General features: G+C 70.6%; 16 protein-coding genes. 5 read left to right on the top strand and 11 right to left on the bottom strand.

The window, feature by feature from the left end:
* Nucleotides 1–95 precede the first annotated feature (95 nt).
* Both ACQEV1_RS08350 and ACQEV1_RS08345 read left to right on the top strand, forming a co-directional pair.
* On the top strand, nt 96–1,070 hold the full coding sequence (locus ACQEV1_RS08350; protein ID WP_285621476.1) for a helix-turn-helix domain-containing protein: 975 nt from the start codon (nt 96–98) through the stop codon (nt 1,068–1,070).
* A 63-nt stretch (nt 1,071–1,133) separates the two neighbouring features.
* Nucleotides 1,134–2,045 (top strand): dihydrodipicolinate synthase family protein, encoded by a 912-nt coding sequence (locus ACQEV1_RS08345; protein WP_433392778.1) that lies wholly within the window; start codon nt 1,134–1,136, stop codon nt 2,043–2,045.
* 35 nt (nt 2,046–2,080) lie between these two features.
* On the opposite strand, the gene ACQEV1_RS08340 is transcribed toward ACQEV1_RS08345, so the two are convergent.
* The 6 genes from ACQEV1_RS08340 to ACQEV1_RS08315 all read right to left on the bottom strand — a co-directional run bounded on the left by ACQEV1_RS08340 (nt 2,081) and on the right by ACQEV1_RS08315 (nt 9,078).
* The gene (locus tag ACQEV1_RS08340; RefSeq protein WP_433392776.1) at nt 2,081–3,577 is read right to left on the bottom strand and encodes a hypothetical protein; all 1,497 of its coding nucleotides are present in this window, start codon (nt 3,575–3,577) and stop codon (nt 2,081–2,083) included.
* 123 nt (nt 3,578–3,700) lie between these two features.
* Nucleotides 3,701–4,642, bottom strand: a complete 942-nt coding sequence (locus ACQEV1_RS08335; RefSeq protein WP_433392774.1) for an aldo/keto reductase — start codon at nt 4,640–4,642, stop codon at nt 3,701–3,703.
* Between the two features lie 98 nt (nt 4,643–4,740).
* A complete protein-coding gene (locus tag ACQEV1_RS08330) occupies nt 4,741–5,568 on the bottom strand; it encodes an ion transporter (protein ID WP_433392772.1) in 828 nt (275 codons plus the stop codon).
* 127 nt (nt 5,569–5,695) lie between these two features.
* A complete protein-coding gene (locus ACQEV1_RS08325; RefSeq protein WP_433392770.1) occupies nt 5,696–7,939 on the bottom strand; it encodes a heavy metal translocating P-type ATPase in 2,244 nt (747 codons plus the stop codon).
* Nucleotides 7,936–8,823, bottom strand: coding sequence for a hypothetical protein (locus ACQEV1_RS08320; RefSeq protein ID WP_433392768.1), 888 nt, complete (start codon nt 8,821–8,823; stop codon nt 7,936–7,938). Before ACQEV1_RS08320 ends, ACQEV1_RS08325 begins: the two co-directional genes overlap by 4 nt.
* Nucleotides 8,824–8,868: 45 nt before the next feature.
* Nucleotides 8,869–9,078 (bottom strand): heavy-metal-associated domain-containing protein, encoded by a 210-nt coding sequence (locus tag ACQEV1_RS08315; RefSeq protein ID WP_285567564.1) that lies wholly within the window; start codon nt 9,076–9,078, stop codon nt 8,869–8,871.
* A 171-nt stretch (nt 9,079–9,249) separates the two neighbouring features.
* Between ACQEV1_RS08315 and ACQEV1_RS08310 the strand changes: the two genes are divergently transcribed.
* Nucleotides 9,250–9,570: a metal-sensitive transcriptional regulator gene (locus ACQEV1_RS08310; RefSeq protein WP_285621492.1), complete on the top strand. Its 321-nt coding sequence runs from the start codon at nt 9,250–9,252 to the stop codon at nt 9,568–9,570.
* A gap of 31 nt (nt 9,571–9,601) precedes the next feature.
* Here ACQEV1_RS08310 and ACQEV1_RS08305 read toward each other — a convergent pair whose 3' ends face one another.
* From ACQEV1_RS08305 to ACQEV1_RS08295, 3 genes are all read right to left on the bottom strand, one after another.
* Entirely contained in the window at nt 9,602–9,841 is a 240-nt protein-coding gene (locus ACQEV1_RS08305; RefSeq protein ID WP_285621495.1) for a hypothetical protein, read from the bottom strand.
* Nucleotides 9,842–9,904: 63 nt separating this feature from the next.
* Nucleotides 9,905–10,711, bottom strand: coding sequence for an HAD family hydrolase (locus tag ACQEV1_RS08300; protein ID WP_433392765.1), 807 nt, complete (start codon nt 10,709–10,711; stop codon nt 9,905–9,907).
* Between the two features lie 76 nt (nt 10,712–10,787).
* Entirely contained in the window at nt 10,788–11,522 is a 735-nt protein-coding gene (locus tag ACQEV1_RS08295; RefSeq protein ID WP_433405861.1) for a GntR family transcriptional regulator, read from the bottom strand.
* Nucleotides 11,523–11,632: 110 nt separating this feature from the next.
* Between ACQEV1_RS08295 and ACQEV1_RS08290 the strand changes: the two genes are divergently transcribed.
* Together ACQEV1_RS08290 and ACQEV1_RS08285 are read left to right on the top strand one after the other, a co-directional pair.
* Nucleotides 11,633–12,184, top strand: coding sequence for a Gfo/Idh/MocA family protein (locus tag ACQEV1_RS08290; protein WP_433392763.1), 552 nt, complete (start codon nt 11,633–11,635; stop codon nt 12,182–12,184).
* Between the two features lie 248 nt (nt 12,185–12,432).
* Nucleotides 12,433–13,923: a CoA-acylating methylmalonate-semialdehyde dehydrogenase gene (locus tag ACQEV1_RS08285; RefSeq protein WP_433405859.1), complete on the top strand. Its 1,491-nt coding sequence runs from the start codon at nt 12,433–12,435 to the stop codon at nt 13,921–13,923.
* Nucleotides 13,924–13,997: 74 nt separating this feature from the next.
* Here ACQEV1_RS08285 and ACQEV1_RS08280 read toward each other — a convergent pair whose 3' ends face one another.
* Nucleotides 13,998–15,644: a hypothetical protein gene (locus tag ACQEV1_RS08280; RefSeq protein ID WP_433392761.1), complete on the bottom strand. Its 1,647-nt coding sequence runs from the start codon at nt 15,642–15,644 to the stop codon at nt 13,998–14,000.
* A 148-nt stretch (nt 15,645–15,792) separates the two neighbouring features.
* A complete protein-coding gene (locus tag ACQEV1_RS08275; protein WP_433392759.1) occupies nt 15,793–17,286 on the bottom strand; it encodes a hypothetical protein in 1,494 nt (497 codons plus the stop codon).
* Nucleotides 17,287–17,311 lie beyond the last annotated feature (25 nt).

Genomic DNA, 17,311 nt, shown 5'->3' with positions numbered 1-17,311 from the left:
TGGCGGATGTCCCCACCTGGGAGACCACATTTCGTCCCTGCGGCGCGCTAAGGTGCGCTTACTGTCTGTTGCACAGGTTTTGAAGCGGAGTACGGATGACCCTCGTCCGATCTACCGGCGACCGGCCTCCCGATGAACGGCTGGACTACTGGCACGAGATCGTCGCCGAGTCTCTGGTACGCCTGCGGATCTCCGCCGCCGAGGGTCCGGCCGTGGTGGCGAGCCTGAGCGTTGACGATCTCGGCGACCTGCGGTTGTGCTCCGTACGTGCCGGTGGCGGCGAAGTGGTCAGGACACCACGCCTGATCTCCGCTTCGTCCGAGCCGTTGATCCTGTTGAGCCTGCAGACGTCGGGCAGCTCCGTGGTGGCACAGGATGGCCGCGAGGCGTTGCTGCGCCCCGGAGACTTCGCCTTCTACGACACCAGCCGGCCGTACTCCCTCGGCTTTCACGACCCCTTCACGATGACCGTCCTGCGGGTCCCCGCGCGCAGTCTCGCGCTGCCCGAGTCCACGATGCGTGCGACCACGGCGACGGTCTTCCGCGGCGACGACGGCTTCGGCCGGTTACTGTCGCCCTTCCTCACCGGACTCGCGGCGCAGGCGGGTTCGTACCACGAGAGCGCGCGCGCCGAGCTGGCCGGCGGCATCCCCGAGCTCATCAGAGCCGCGGTCGCCCTGCGGGCCGGCCAGGCGACGCCGTTTCGGGAGGACGCGCCCGGCACCGCGCTGCTGGCACAGATCAAGCAGTACATCGAGCGGCACCTGGACGCCCCTGGCCTCTCCCCCTCGGCGGTGGCCCATGCGCATGGCCTGTCGACGCGCTACCTCCAGAAGCTCTTCGCCCGGGAGGACACCAGCCCGGCCGCGTGGATAAGACGGCGCAGGCTCGAGATGTGCCGGCGCGACCTCACGAGGCCGGCCTCGGCCCACCGCACCATCGAAGCGGTCGCGTTCCGCTGGGGCTTCGCGAGCGCCGCCCACTTCAGCCGGGTCTTCAAGGACACGTACGGGATGACGCCCCGGGAGTGGCGGGCCATGGCGAACGAGGGCCCGGACCGCACCGCCTGACACGCGCGGACGGTGCCGGCCGCACTCATCCCGGCCGGCACCGTTTCACTAGGCTGACGTCCGATGAAACCCCCCACAGGCACCTGGGCGACCGTGCTCCTGCCGATCGACGAAGACGACGACCTCCGCTGGGAGCACGTCGGCGAGCAGCTGGACCACCTCATCGGCGCCGGAGTCGACGGCGTGTACACGGGTGGGTCGGCCGCCGAGTTCTGGACGCAGAGCGAGGCGGAGGTCGACCGGCTCGCCGAACTCGTGGCCGCCCGCTGCCGAACGGCGGGCATGCCGTTCCAGATCGGCTGCGCCCACCCCAGCCCGCAGGTCGCCCTCGACCGGCTTCGCCGCGCGCGGGAACTCGCGCCCGACGCCGTTCAGGTGATCCTCCCCGACTGGTTCACCGTCACCGACCGGGAGGCGGTCGCCTTCCTGCGCCGTCTCGCGGATGAGGCGGCACCGGTTCCCCTGGTCCTGTACAACCCTCCGCACGCCAAGCGTGTGCTGACTCCGGCCGGGTACCAGCGGCTGTGCGAGGAGATCCCGGAGATCATCGGGCTCAAGGTCGGCGACGGCGACGACGCGTGGTACGAGGCGATGCGCCCGGTGATGGAGCGGGTCTCCGTCTTCGTCCCGGGCCACCATCTGGCCTCCGGCCACCGCCGTGGCGCGGCCGGCGCGTACTCCAACGTCGCCTGCCTGCACCCGCGCGCCGCCGTCGCCTGGTGGCAGGCCATCCGCGACGGCCTCCCCGACGCGATGTCCGTCGAGGCACGCCTGAACGCGTTCTTCGGTGAGTTCATTCAGCCGCTCCAGCACGAGTACTGCAACGCGGCACTCGACAAACTGCTGGCCGCGATCGGCGGCTGGAGCACGATCGGGACGCGGCTGCGCTGGCCGTACTTCGGCGTGCCCGCCGAACACGCCGAAGCGCTGCGCGCCGTCGCCCGCGAGCGGCTGCCCGACTTCACCTCCCCCTGATCGGCGGCGAGCCGGAACCCGGCCGAGCCGCGGCGTCAGGAGTGCCAGCCGACCGGCTTCGTGGTCGGGGTGAGGACGAGCAGGCGCAGTTCGTTCGGGTTGAGGGGGAGGGTCTGGCTCGTGTATCCGCCCGATCCGCGCGGGCCGATCACGAACTGCTCCACCGGGTTCAGCTCGCCGGTGTCGGAGTCGTCGGCGATACGGTAGCGGGTCACCAGGACGTTGGAGTTCAGGAACGCGGCCGGGAAGTTCGACAGCACGATCCTCGAGTCGTAGGCGGTCCTGAGCGTCCACTGGTAGTTCCAGGTCATGACCGCGACCTCGCCCGGATCGGCGGCCGCGAGGCCGTACACACCGATGCCCTTCGAGCTCAGGCCGTCAGAGGTGGCCTGGTAGCGGGTGCCGGGAAGCATCGACTCCATCCGGATCGCGTTGTAGTACGGCCGCGCCATCCCCGTGTCGGTGTCGGCGAACATGCTCTTCCGGTCGTTGTCCGGGTGGTGGATCGTCCAGTCGAACGGGGTGACCGACGATTGGCCGAGGTAGTAGTAGTCCAGTGACGGCAGCGCCGCCGCCTGTATGTGGTAGTCGGCCGACAGGCCCAGGTCGGACTCGCGGGAGCCGGGGAAGACACCGGTCTCGGTGACCATGACGGGCCGGCTGGTCAGGTTCCGGGCGGTCAGCATCGAGTCGACCTGCGCGCGCTCGGTGGAGACGACGGCCGGGTTCTGCTTCGGGGCGTCCCACGTGCCGCTGCCGGACGTGTTGATCAGGTACTGGTGGTAGGTGATGAAGTCCAGCCGCTTGTTCGTGTCGGTGTCGGCGGCGTACAGGTCGAGGAACTGACCGATCCGGCCGACCGAGAAGATGTCCGTGGTCGGGCCGCCGATCTCGATCTCCGATCCGGGCAGGCCCATCGCGTTGACCGCGTTCACCACCTGATACATGAACTTGTATTTCGGGTAGTACGCGGCGATGTCCGGCGGTTCGTTCTCGGCCTCGAGGTACTTGATCGACGGGAAGTGCCTCTTGTAGTCGGCGAGCATGTCACGCTCGGCCGCGAACAACGCCGAGCGGGTGAACGTGCCGTTCGTGACGAGCGGGTCGTAGTCCGAGCGCCAGTCGACGACGAGTCCGTCGCTGGACCGTGAGGCGTACTCGCTGAGGTAGTCGTACCACTTCGAGTATTCAGGGGTGCCGGTCCCGACGTCGTACGCCTGGTCGAACTCCAGCCAGACCCGTGCCCGCGCGAGACCGAGGTCGCCGAGCTTCTCGTTCGTCGTCGTGCCGTACTTCCAGCTGTTCGGGGTCGCGCTGAGCTGGCGACCCGGCCGGAACGGGAACGCGCCGAGGCTGTGCGACAGGTCCACCCGTACCGTGCCGGCCGTCGGCGTGGTCTCCTCGGCCGCGAGCGACGAGGTGGCCGAGCTCGGCCGGGCCGCTCCGGGGTGCGGGATCGCCGCCCACAGCGTGAACCCGGTCAGCAGTGCCAGCCCCGAGGCTCCCCAGGCAGAACGAGTACGACGGCCCATCGGGTCCCCTTCTCCGGTGCCCTGGCCCGCCGATGAGACCAGGTCTCGCGGAGATTCTCCTTGATCGCGTGCACTCTGAGGGTGTTTTCCGATGGTGTCCGGTTCGATGGCGAAAAGAGCGGCTCAGCCGAGCGGGAGGTCGGTGGGGTGCGACCGGGCGGCGTCCAGCGCGGCCATGGCGGTGTCATCCAGGGCGATCGTTCCGGCGGCGATGTTCGCTTCGAGGTGGGCGGCGTCCGCGGTACCCGGGATGAGCAGCACGTTCGGCGCGTGGTGCAGCAGCCAGGCGAGGCCGGTCTGCGCGGGGGTGCGGCCGAGGGACCGCGCGACGGCGATGACGGCCGGGTCGTCGGTCACCTTCGGCATGCCGGGGAGGGCGCCGCCGAGCGGGAAGAACGGTACCCAGGCGATCTGCTCGTCGGCGCAGAGCCGGAGCATCTCCTCGTCGCCGCGCGCCACCAGGCTGTAGGCGTTCTGGACGCAGGCGATCCCGGCGGGAAGGGCTCGGCGCAGTCCGTCCAGGGTGACGTTGCTCAGGCCGATCGCGCCGATCTTGCCCTCGTCCCGCAGCGCCGTCATCATCGCGAGCTGGTCATCGAGGTCGACCACCTGGTCGCCCTCGACCCGCAGGCCCGGTCCGGTGTCCAGGCGGCGGAGGTTCACCACCGGGATCTGGTCGAGGCCGAGGCTCTTGAGGTTGTCCTCGACGCTCGCCCTCAGCTGTTCGGGTCGCTGGGCGGGACGGACCTGAAAGGTGCCGCCCGGGTTGGGATCGCCGCCGACCTTGCTGACGACCACGACGCCGTCCTCGGGGCGGAACGCGTCGCGGATGAGCCCGTTGACGAAGCCGTCGCCGTAGAACTGGGCGGTGTCGACGTGGTCGACGCCGAGCTCCACCGCGCGGCGCAGGAGGGCGATCGCCTCGTCGCGGTCGCCTCGCCGGCGTAGCTGCATCGCGCCGTATCCGACGCGGGAGACCGTGCGTCCGCCGATCACCCCGGCCCCGCCGGCACGCGGGACACCGGTGACGGTGAGCCGGGAGGAGGAGGTGCTGTCCGAGGTCATGGGAGTTCCTTCCACATGAGACGGTAAGCGGAGTTGGGTCCGCTTACGCCGACGATAGCACCTTATCGGAGGCGACTCCGGTTCTCCGGGAGTCGGCATCATCCGGCGTCGCGGGAGGAACCGGCGGTCGCGGAGTCGGCCGCGAGCCGGTCGATCTTCTCGTTGAGCGCCCGGATCTCGTTCATCAGCGCGGTGTGCTGTGCCCGCTCCAGTTCCTGGTCCTCTTTCCACCGTGAGGCGTTGACCTCGGTCTCCATCGCGGAAACGATCACGCCGATGAGCAGGTTGAGGATGAAGAACGCCGTGACCACGATGAACGTGACGAAGAAGACCCAGGCCAGCGGCTCCTTGGCCATCACGTCCTCCGCGACGCTCGGCCAGTTCTCGACCGTGAGCACCGTGAACATCGTGAACAGCGACTTTCCCAGGTTTCCGAAATGCTTCGGGGCCGCCTCGTGAAAGAGCCGCTCGCCGATGACGGCCGCGACGTAGAGCGACAGCAGCAGGAGGACCAGGATTGAGGCCAGCCCCGGAATCGCGGTGAACAGCGCCGAGACCACCCTGCGCATGCCCGGCACCACGGAGATCAGCCGCAGCACCCGCAGAAACCGGAAGAGCCGGAGGATGGACAGCGACTCCGACGCCGGAACGAGGGCGACGGCGACGATGACCAGGTCGAACCAGTTCCACGGGTCGCGGAAGAACGCCTTTCCCTGTGCGGCGATCCGCAGAACGATCTCAACGACGAAGATCGCGATGACGAACCGGTCGATGACCAGGAAGGCCGTGGAGTGCCCGTCGGCCAGGCCGGGCGAGGTCTCCAGCCCGAGCGCCAGCCCGTTCAACGTGATGACGGCGATGATCGCACGCTGGAACGCCGGAGCGTCCACGAAGACACTGAGGCGTTCACGCGAAAAAGCGGGCAAGTCAGCACTCCAGACCGTAAGACGCCTCTGACCGCCCAAAACCCTACAAGTCCCCTGCGCCACACCCCCGCTCGGACGACCGCGGCCCGGTTCCGGCCGGTGGCCGGAACCGGGCGTCAGGTGCCTCTCAGCGGGCCGGCTGGAACCGGCGGAGCCGCAGGCTGTTGCTGACCACGAAGACGCTGGAGAACGCCATCGCGGCACCGGCGAGCATCGGGTTGAGCAGGCCGGCGGCGGCCAGGGGCAGGGCGGCGACGTTGTAGGCGAAGGCCCAGAACAGGTTGCCCTTGATGGTGCCGAGCGTGCGGCGCGACAGGCGGATGGCGTCGGCGGCGGCGCGCAGATCGCCGCGTACGAGGGTCAGGTCGGCGGCCTCGATCGCCACGTCGGTGCCGGTGCCCATGGCCAGGCCCAGGTCGGCCTGGGCGAGGGCGGCGGCGTCGTTGACGCCGTCTCCGACCATCGCGACGGTCCTGCCCTCGGCCTGCAGGCGTTTGACGACGTCGACCTTGTCGGCGGGCAGGACCTCGGCGATGACCTCGTCGATGCCGGCCTCGGCCGCGATCGCGCGGGCCACGGTCTCGTTGTCGCCGGTGAGCAGGACCGGCCGTAGGCCCAGCGACCTCAGCCGAGTGATCGCCTCGGCGCTGGTGTCCTTGATGGTGTCGGCGACGACGAGGACCGCGCGGGCCTCGCCGTCCCAGCCGACCGCGACGGCCGTGCCGCCGTCGGCCTCGGCGGCGGCCTTGGCGCGTTCCAGCTCGGCGGGCAGGTGCTGGGACCACTCGTCCAGCAGGCGCGTACGGCCGACCAGCACGGCGTGCCCGTCGACGACGCCCTGGACGCCGAGGCCCTCGACGGCCGCGAAGTCCTCCACCGGCGGCAGGTCGCCGACCCGCTGGACGGCGCCCCTCGCGATGGCCTGGGCGATCGGGTGTTCGGAGGAGTCCTCCAGCGCTCCGGCGAGGCGCAGCACCTCGTCGGCGTCCTGGCCGTCGGCGGTGACGACGTCGGTCAGGGTCATCTTGCCGGTAGTGACGGTGCCGGTCTTGTCCAGCACGACCGTGTCGATCCGCCGGGTGGACTCCAGAATGTGCGGGCCCCGGATGAGGATGCCGAGCTGGGCGCCGCGCCCCGTGCCGACCAGGAGGGCGGTGGGAGTGGCCAGGCCGAGCGCGCACGGGCAGGCGATGATGAGGACCGCGACGGCCGCGGTGAAGGCCGCCGTGACGCCGCCGCCCGTACCGAGCCAGAACCCGAGGGTGGCCACCGCGAGCGTGATCACGATCGGCACGAAGATCCCGGAGACCCGGTCGGCGAGGCGCTGCACCTGCGCCTTGCCGCTCTGGGCCTCCTCCACCAGCTTGGCCATCTGCGCGAGCTGGGTGTCCGAGCCGACCCTGGTCGCCTCGACGACCAGGCGGCCGCCCGCGTTGACGGTGGCGCCGACGACGGCGTCGCCGACCCCGACCTCGACCGGCACGGACTCCCCGGTGAGCATGCTCATGTCGACCGCCGAGCCGCCCTCGACCACCACGCCGTCCGTGGCGATCTTCTCGCCGGGCCGTACGACGAACCGGTCGCCGGTGGTGAGCCGCTCGACGGGGACGCGTTCTTCGCGGCCGTCGCGCAGCACGGCGACGTCCTTCGCGCCCATCTCCAGCAGCGCCCGCAGCGCGGCCCCGGCGCGCCGCTTGGAGCGGGCCTCGAAGTAACGGCCGGCCAGGATGAACACCGTCACCCCGGCGGCGACCTCCAGGTAGATCTCGCCCGCGCCGGAGACGCGCCCGACGGTGAGGGTGAACGGGTGCCGCATGCCCGGTTCGCCGGCGGTGCCGAAGAACAGCGCGTACAGCGACCAGCCGAACGCCGCGATCGTGCCCAGCGACACCAGCGTGTCCATCGTCGCGGCGCCGAGCCTGAGGTTCTTGTACGCGGCGCGGTGGAACGGCGCCGCACCCCAGACCAGCACCGGTGCCGCCAGCGTCAACGAGGCCCACTGCCAGTACGTGAACTGCAGGGCGGGAATCATCGCCAGCGCGATCACGGGTACGGCCAGCACGGTGCTGACCAGGAGCCGGTCGCGCAGGGCGCGTACGGTGGCGTCCTCGGCCTCCGGCGCCGTCTCCTCCTCGTCCGGCTTCGGCGGGGCGGGAAGGGCGGCGGTGTACCCGGCCTTCTCCACCTGGGCGATCAGGTCGTCCGGGGAGACGCCGGGCTCGAAGGCGACGCTGGCCTTCTCGGTGGCGTAGTTGACCGTCGCGGTGACGCCCTCCAGCCGGTTGAGGCGCTTCTCGACGCGGTTGGCGCACGACGCGCAGGTCATGCCCCCGATCACCAGCTCGACCCGCTCGGGTGCCGTGGTGCTCATGAGCCCTCCTTTGTCGGGGAAGCGACGGCCGTCACGGTGAACTCGGCGGTGTGGACCGCGCCGTCGTGCTGGAAGTCCAGGTAGAGACGGTACGAGCCGGCGGACGGCACCTCGGCGTGGAAGGTCACGGTCGGCCCCGGCTTCGTCCTGCCGTCGCCCGGCTCGCCGTCCGGGTGGACGTGCAGGTAGGCCAGGTCGCCCACACGAAGCGCCACCAGGTGCCCGTACGCGGCGAGATAGGGCTGAAGGTCGGTGACCGGCCGGCCGTCCCGCGAGACCGTCAGGTCGAGCCGGCTCTCCCGGCCCGCCGTCAACGCGCCCTTGAGGGTGACGGTGTAGCCGTCGACGGAGGCGGTCGTGGCCGGGGCGGGCAGCGGCCGCGGGGTCGTCTCGCCCGCGACCTCGGTGTCGATGCCGAGCGTCAGCGGGTCGGCGCCGGCGGGCTTGAAGTCGGCGAACGCCCGGTAGGTGCCCGGCCCGCCGAAGGGTGCGGCGACCCGCCAGGTGCCGTCGGCGTCCATGGCGGGGTGCACGTGCCGGAAGCCGGACAGGTCGCGGCGGACGACGATGAGGTGCATCCGCTTGTCGTGCTCGGTGTCGAACGCCGTCACCGCCCGCCCGTCCGGGCCGATGATCCGGAAGGCGAACGTCCCGGTGGACGCGGTAGTGGTGGTGAGGGTGTAGCCGTGGTCGGAGACGAGCAGCCCTCCGGGCATGGTCGCGTGCGTCATGTCATGGCCGGTGTGCTGCTCCATGTCGTTGTGGGAGGCGTTCGGCCGATCCGCGGCTCCGACGGGACCGGCCAGGCGGCCGGCCCCGAGCGCCGCGCCGAACACCGCCGCCAGCCCGATCGTGAAGATGCCGAGCCTGGCCGGTGTGTTCATCGCTGCCTTCCTTCGCTGCTCTCAGGCCCCCCGGAGCGGGCCCGGTCAGGAACCGGTGACCTCATAGCCGGCCTCGTCCACGGCGTCGCGTACCGCCTGCTCGTCGAGGGGCGCCGTGCTGGCGACGGTGACCGTCCCCGAGGCCAGGTCGACGTCGACGTCGGTGACACCGTCGATGGCCCCGACCTCCGCGGTCACCGCGGAAACGCAGTGGCCGCACGTCATGCCCTTGACCTTGTACTGGGTCGTCGTCATCTGTGCTCTCCTTCGGCGATGTCGGTGACCGCTCCATTACGGCCGACTCCTAAGGTACCCATACCGGGTATATGGATAGCAGGGGCCTCCGCCTCAGCGAGGCGGATACCCCTAGGGGGTAACTTGGGAGGACCATAACATACCCCATGGGGGTTTGCTAGAGTCGGCCTCATGAGCACGGAGAGGTCCGCGCAGGCCGCTTCCGCCCCGGCGGCTCGCGGCTACAGCGCGACCAAGGACCAGCTGCGCACCCGCCTGCGCCGCATCGAGGGCCAGGTCCGCGGCGTCCAGGGCATGGTCGACGAAGACCGCTACTGCATCGACGTCCTCACCCAGATCTCCGCGATCCAGGCGGCGCTGGACAAGGTCGCCCTCGGCCTGCTGGACGACCACGTGAAGCACTGCGTCAAGGAGGCCGCCACCGAGCAGCGCACCGACGAGATGACCACCGAGATGATGGCGGCCGTCGCCCGGCTCATGCGGCGCGGCTGATCAGCGCACCGCCGCCGGAGTGGACGAGGCGTTACTGGACGGCGCCGTCGGTGAGCATGACCTCGCGGATCCCCTCTCGGCCGGACAGGCGCGGCAGGAGATCGTCGGTGGACCCGCGGCCGGACAGCTCGAGCAGGACGCCGACCAGTGAGGCGGAGGCGCTCGCGTCCGTGCCGGCGACGCGCAGCCCCGAGACGTGGAAGCCCGCGCTGGTGCAGTCGTCGATGATGGCGCGCAGCAGACCCTGACCCTCGACGTAGTCGATGCGCACCTGGAGCGGATCGCTCGCCGAGCGCGGGATCCGCCGCGTCCGACGGCCCGAGCACGGTCAGCATCATTCCGGCTTCCCGTCGGCGAGGATCCGGTCGACGAGGTCGGCGACGGCTCCGTCGGCGCAGCCGCCGACCACGATGTCGGCCGCCGCCCGCGCCTCCGGGTGCCCGTCGCCGACGGCGGCGCCGAGGCCCACGGCCGTCATCATGTCGATGTCGTTGGGGTTGTCACCGATGGCCGCGACGCGTGACAGGTCGATCCCCTCCCGCTCGGTGAGCCACCGCAGCGCGGGGCCCTTCCCCGCTTCGGCCGGCAGGATCTCCAGGTAGGTGTCCTCGGACTGGAGCAGCCGTACGCCGGGGCACCGCTCCGCCACCAGCGCGGCGAGCCCGTCCAGCGGTGGGGCGGGCGCGATGAGCATCGCCTTGGTCAGCGGCTCGGCCGGGGCGTCCGTGCGAAGCGTGATGCCGTCCCGGCGCGCGTAGTCGGCGAGTGCCGGGGCCGCACGCAGCGCGTAGGCGTTCTCTCCGGCGAACCCGACGGCGCCGACGCCGGCCGGCAACTCCGGCAGCACCGCGTTCCGCAGGCAGGAGTCGTCGAGCCGCAGGTCGAGAAGGCGCCTGCCGGTGGCGGGGTCGACGACGCGAGCCCCGTTGTAGAGGATCATCGGCGTGTCGAGGCCGAGGTCGCGGTGGTAGCGGCCGGCGGACTCCTCGTTGCGGCCGGTGGCGATGTAGACGGTGCCGCCGCGCTCGCGGTAGCGCCGCAGCGCGTCGGCGCTGCGGGCCACGATCCGCAGGTCGCGGCCGACGAGTGTGCCGTCCAGATCGGTGACCAGCCAGGGGAAGAGCGGTCCGGCGGCGCTCACGGGCGGCATCAGCCGACCCGCCCGTTCGCGGCGGCCCGGCACTCGTGGCAGACGACCAGCGCAGCCACGGAGCGGCTCAGCGGGCCCGCAGGGTCATCTCGAAGGAGTAGAGGTCGGCCCGGTACAGGTGGAATCCGTACTCGATCGGGCGTCCGGCGTCGTCGTACGCGGTGCGCGACATGGTCAGCAGGGGCGCTCCCCGCGTCTCCCCGAGCAGGCGCGCCTCCCCGGCCGTGGCGCGCCGCGCGCCGACGGCCTGCTCGGCGATCTGGATGGTGACGCCGACCGCACGCAGCAGTTCGTACAGACCGCGCCGGTTCAGGTCGTCCTCGGTGACGTCGATGAGGCCGGCCGGCAGGTGGTTGTGCATGATGGCGAGCGGTTCGTCACCGGCATAGCGCAGCCGCCGTACGGACAGTACGTCGGCGCCGGGCTCCACCTGGAGCGCGGCGGCGACGTCACCGCCGGCGGGGACGGTGTGGAAGGACAGCACCTCGGTGCGCGGCTCCCGGCCGTCGCGGGCGAGGTCCTCGTACAGGCTGGTCAGCTCGACCTGCCGGCGGACCCGGTTGTGCACGACCTGCGTGCCGAAGCCCCGCTTGCGGGCCAGCATGCCCTTGTCGACGAGGTGCTGGATCGCCTGGCGCATGGTCGGCCGGGAGACGCCGAGCTGGTCGGCGAGCGTGATCTCGTTCTCCAGGCGGACGCCCTGGGCCAGCGTGCCGGACTCGATGAGGTCCTGGAGCCGCTCCGCCACCTGGAAGTACAGCGGCACCGGGCTGCTCCGGTCGATCGTGATCAGTTTCCCGATGGGCTCCACGCGAACTCCTCAGGGCGACGTACCCCCCAGTATGCCCCATCTATGGCTTAAGCTCCTTACGTCAGCATGTCAGGACAAAGTATTGACTCTTCCGCCGTGGCGTGGATAGAACTACCTGGTCATCCCCCATCGGTCGGACACCGACCACCGAAGGCGAGCAACTCCATGCGCATTGGGCTTCTCGGCGCAGGCCGGACGCCACCCCCACCGGCACGCACGCCGAGCACATCCGCGCCGGTGTCCGCGCCGGTCTGCCGATCTTCTGCGAGAAGCCGGTGGCCGGCGACATCGACGAGACGCGGGACGTCCGTGCCGAGGTCACGGCCGCCGCGGTCCCGCTCCAGGTCGGCGTCCAGCGCCGCTTCGACGCCGGCTACCAGACGGTCCGCCAGGCCGTACGGGACGGACGGCTCGGCCGCCTGCACACGCTCCGCGCCTGCACCTCCGATCCCGCTCCACCGCCTCCGGAGTACCTGCCCGGCTCCGGTGGGATCTTCCGCGACTGCTCCGTCCACGACTACGACATCGTGCGCTGGGTGACCGGCCGGGAGGTCACCGAGGTCTACGCGACCGGGGCCGCCGGGGGCGGCGCGTTCTTCGCGGCGGCCGACGACGTCGACACCGCTATGAGATCGCCGGCGGACTCGGTGTGAAGCTCGCCGCTCCGGAGCGCGAGGTGTTGCACGGTCGACGGGCTCCGCGACGCGCTGGCCACGGCGAAGAAGTCCCCGCGCACGACCGTCATCCAGATCGAGACCGACCCGCTCGTCCCCGCTCCGGACTCCGGCGCCTGGTGGGACGTACCGGTCGCCGAGACGTCCGCGCTCGACACGACGCGTGCCGCCCGGGCCTCGTACGAGACCGCCCGGCGCGCCCAGCGCCACCACCTGTGAGAGGAACCCTGATGCGCACGATCGACCACTGGATCGCCGGGGCGCCGGCCCGCGGCGTGAGCGGCCGGACCGCCCCGGTATGGCAGCCGGCCACCGGCGTCCCGCAGGCCGAGGTGCCGCTCGGCGGCACCGCGGAGGTGAACGACGCGGTGGCCGCCGCGCTCAAGGCGTACGAGACCTGGTCCGGCATGTCGCTGACCCGCCGCGTCCGCGTGCTGTTCGCCTTCCGCGACCTGCTGGAGCGTCACGAGGACGAGCTGGCGCGGATCGTCGCCGCCGAGCACGGCAAGACGATCGACGACGCACGCGGGGAGGTCGTCCGCGGACGCGAGGTGGTGGACTTCGCGTGCGGCATCCCCCACCTGCTCAAGGGCGGTTACTCCCCCCACGTCTCCACCGGCGTGGACTCGCACTCGCTGCGGGAGCCGGTCGGGGTGTGCGCGGGGATCACCCCGTTCAACTTCCCGGTCATGGTGCCGCTGTGGATGCACCCGATCGCGATCGCCTGCGGCAACACCTTCGTGCTGAAGCCGAGCGAGCGGGACCCGTCCGCGTCGGTGCGGGTGGCGGAGCTGTACGCCGACGCGGGCCTGCCCGACGGGGTGTTCAACGTGGTGCACGGCGACAAGACGGTGGTCGACGCGCTGCTCGACCACCCCGACGTGGCCGCCGTGTCGTTCGTCGGCTCGACTCCGGTGGCCGAGTACGTCTACGGCCGTGGCGCCGCAGCGGGCAAGCGGGTGCAGGCGCTGGGCGGCGCGAAGAACCACGCCGTCGTCCTGCCCGACGCCGACCTCGACGACACCGTCCGGCAGATCGCCTCGGCGGCCTTCGGCTCGGCCGGGCAGCGGTGCATGGCGCTGTCCGCGGTCGTCGCCGTCGGCGACGTCGCGGACCCTCTGGTCGACCGGCTCGCCGCCGCGGCCCGCTCGGTGCGGGTCGGACCGGCCGACGACCCGCGCAGCGAGATGGGACCGCTGATCAGCGCGGCGGCACGGGACCGGGTCGTCGACCTGGTCGGGCAGGGGGTGGCCGCGGGCGCCCGCCTGGTCGTCGACGGCCGCGAGGCGCACCCTGGCGACGGCTTCTTCGTCGGCCCCTGCCTCTTCGACCATGTCACGCCGGACCACCCGATCTACCAGGAGGAGATCTTCGGTCCCGTCCTGGTGGTCCTGCGGGCCGCGACGTTCGAGGACGCGATCGCGCTCGTCAACGGAAGCCCCTACGGCAACGGCACCGCGCTGTTCACCTCCAGCGGCGAGGCCGCGCGGCGCTACGAGCGGCAGGTCGCCGTCGGCATGATCGGCATCAACGTGCCGATCCCCGTGCCGATGGCGTACTACTCCTTCGGCGGCTGGAAGGCCTCGCTGTTCGGCGACACGCACGTCCACGGCGCCGAAGGTGTGGCCTTCTACACGAGAGGCAAGGTCGTCACGTCGCGGTGGCCGCGCCCGCAGACGGCGGAGCGCGTCAGCTACCGCTTCCCCCAGGCCGAGTGATGGCAGGGGCCGGCCGCGCTCCTCGCGCGGCCGGCCGTCCCTTCGCGGTGACGAGGCGAAGGCAGGGAGAACCGTCAGTGATGGCCGCGCAGCGCCGGGTAGTTCTCCAGCAGCATGACGGCGAACCAACCGGCGTGCTCCTGGTTGCCCGGGTCGGTGACTCTCAGAGAGCCGTCGCTGTCGAGGATCCAGCCCTCGCTGATGGGCTGGGTGACGTCGGGGTAATAGTGCCGCAGGAACTGGTCGAGTTGGCCGATCCTGGCGGTGTCTCCGGCTTGGTGGGCCTGGGCCCATTCCCATGCCAGCCCCTTGGTGAGGACCCAGTCGTTGTGGCCGGTGAATGCGTAGTCCGACATCGAGGACAACATGCGTACTCCGGACCAGTCTCGGCTCTCATGGGCCATGTACGCCGCGACGGTGTTCCGCATGATGGTTCGGTCGAGGCCATACCACGAGAACGCGATGGGAGAGAGGTTGACGAACGTCCACCCCACGGTGAACTTGGTCGGGTCCTTTCCGTCGTACCACGCCCCGTAGACGGGCTTCCCGTCGACGTTCGTGATCAGGTTCTGCTTGATCCCGCGCGAGATCCGGTCCGCGGTCTGTGCCCATCGGTGCGCGTCGTCGGCGGCGCCCAACTGCCCCGCCAAGGGCACCAACTCGTGGAGAGCCTGTGCGGTAACGGTGTTGGTCAGCAGGTCGTAGACGTTGTTGTACCCCTCGTCGTCCAGGATCGGGTTGCGGATGAGGTTCAGCTCGTCCGACAGGTACCCGGGCTGGTTCAGGTGGTGGTCGGCGTACTCGCGCACCAGCGGCCACGTCTGTGCGACGAAGGCGCGGTCGCCGCGGTTGGCCCGCACGTACCGGGCCCAGGCGAGCAGCACGCTGTACTTCTCGTCGACCTCATCCCACGCGTCGTAGCCGGAGAGGGCGAAGTCGTGCGTGTGCTCCCGGAAAGCCGCGCCCGCCTTGGTATCTCCCCACCAGGTGACCCCACCGGTGGGGCCGGTGCCGGAGAGGGACAAGGCGTACCCGCCCGAGGGCACCCCGGTCGACAGCGGCGGCGCGAACCGGAAGGTCACCCAGCCTCCGTTCGCGGGAAGCTCGCTGACCGGCAGTGTGGCCTTGTCCACCACCACGCTCCGGGAGTCCCGCACCGCACGCAGCGTCGCGGTGACCGTGCCGTGCGCCGCCGTAGACCGGCTCAGCCATGCGTCCACGGCGGTCACGATCCCGGGTGCCGGCATCGACTGGGTGAACTCACGGCCCCCGCCCAGGCCGACGACCGCGTGTCCGACCTGGGTTTGCTGCCCGTCTGGGGCGAGGGTGTCGCTCAACGGGAAGATCCGGTGCGGGATGGTCGGCTGCCCCGACGCGGCCGTGTAGCCCAGGATGTACCGCAGGATCCTCCGGGCCTGCGGGTAATCACGGCCCAAGATCAACGCCAGGGCGTTGACCGACGCGTCCCGGGTGTACATCCCCCCGTAGTAGCCCTTGAGCGACGTGGGCGCGTATCCCCGCTCACTCACCCGGTCCCGCAGGCTGGCGTAGGTACTCGCGAACAGGGCCCGCTCGTATTCAGGTGGTAGCCCTCTGCCCGACGTCAAGGCGGGCTGTGTCGCCGTCGTGGCGGCGGGCGAGGCGACAGCGGGTACGGCCGGCGCCATGACGACCGCACAGGCGGCGGTCAGCGAGAGCGGGACGAGTCGGTGCAGTCTCATGAAGTTCTCCAAATACCGGTGCCGATGCCGGCCCTATCGCGTTCTGTGGACACCCTCGGACTCGCGAACATCCCCGACGGACAGCTCTGGAGCGACCGGTCGGTCGGCCGCGCGACGCGCGCGGCCGACCGACCGACGGTGCGACCGGTTATGACGCGAACGCCCTGGCCACGGCCTGGAAGACGTGGCTGGGGAGGTCGGCGTCGTAGACGTTCATCTCCGGGATGAGGTTGCCGAAGGTGGACGCGGTCTGCCAGCTGCCCGGTGTCTCGAAGCCGGGGTCGGTGACGTCGAACCCGGAGGTCTGGACCGTGTCGAACGCGGTCAGCGACCGGTAGTTCGCCGCCTGGTCCTCGTACAGCCGGAACGTCAGCGTCGCCTGCTTCTTGCCGCGCAGGTAGCCCGGGTCGATCTCGATCGGGCCCTCATTCTGCATCCACCGGAACTCGTGGTTGCCGCCGGACATGTCGGTCGCGATGTCGGAGGACCAGACGACGTGCCCGTCGACGAGCACCTGCATGAGCCGCCCGGGCGTCGGCGTGCTGTAGAAGCGGTTGTAGCGCCAGAGCGAGATGGTGTAGCGCGGCGCGGCGGGGTCGACGCTCACGGTCTGGGACGCCGACTCGTAGGCGCCGGCCGGGGTGGAGCCGCCGTAGTTCTGGAACACCAGGCTGCCGCGCCCGTACATGGCGAGCAGGTCGGAGCTCACGGCCGGGGCGCCCAGGTGCGGCGTGCCGTACGAGGCGATCCCCTCGATGCGGCCCTGGCGCGCGTAGCCGAGCCCGACGTCGAGGGCGCGCTTCGCATAGTCGGGGGTCGGCTCGTCGAAGGTGCTGTACCGGCCCGTGTAGATCATCAGCACCACCTTGGTGTGGTACTTGTCCGCGTGCGGCAGGATCGTGTCCAGCTCGGGGCCGAGCGTCGAGGTGACCTGCGTGTTGTAGTACGGGTAGTCGCGGAACGGGAAGATGATGCCGCGGATGTACGGCGCGTACTTCTCATAGAAGGCGTCGTTGACGGCCGTCGGGTAGTAGGCGGTGGTGTACAGCCCGAGGTCGGGGTTGATGCCGTCGGTGATCTGCTTGATCTGCCGCATGTAGTCCGGTGTGAACGTCTGCGAGTTCTGCCCGTTCGTGAAGTCGTCGATCGCCCACCCGGTGAGGTTCGGGTACCGGGTCGAGAGCTGGGCGATCTCGCGGGCCCAGGACAGGTAGTCCGTCTTGTACGGCTGTGAGCACCAGCTGACGCACTCGGACGGCGGGACGATGTACGCCCACACGTTGATGCCGGCCCGCTTCGCGGCGGCCATGAACTCGCCGCTCAGGTCCTGCCAGTCGGCCGGCGAGTGCCAGACGAGGAACAAGAACGTGTTGACGTGGAGCTTCTTCAGCTGGCTGATCGTCGCCGGGGTGTCGACGTGGTAGTAGCCGTCGGCCCGCGGCCGCTTCTCCCTGATCTCCGTGTCGATGGTGTTGCCGCCGGGGTAGCTCGCCAGGACGGTGCCCTTCGGCAGCGTGCTCGCCGCCGGCCGCCCGCCGGTGAGAGCGTTCGCCCGGGGCGTCGTGCCGCCCCAGGTGAAGCCCACCAGCATCACGGCCACGGCGAACGCGGCGACGGTCGTCACCCAGAATCTTCGCGACATGCGGTTCCCTTCTCGTGCGGTGACG

It is taken from the genome of Actinoallomurus sp. CA-142502 (genome assembly GCF_050936355.1).
GTDB lineage: Bacteria > Actinomycetota > Actinomycetes > Streptosporangiales > Streptosporangiaceae > Actinoallomurus > Actinoallomurus iriomotensis.
This window is presented reverse-complemented; position numbering and strand designations above follow the sequence as displayed.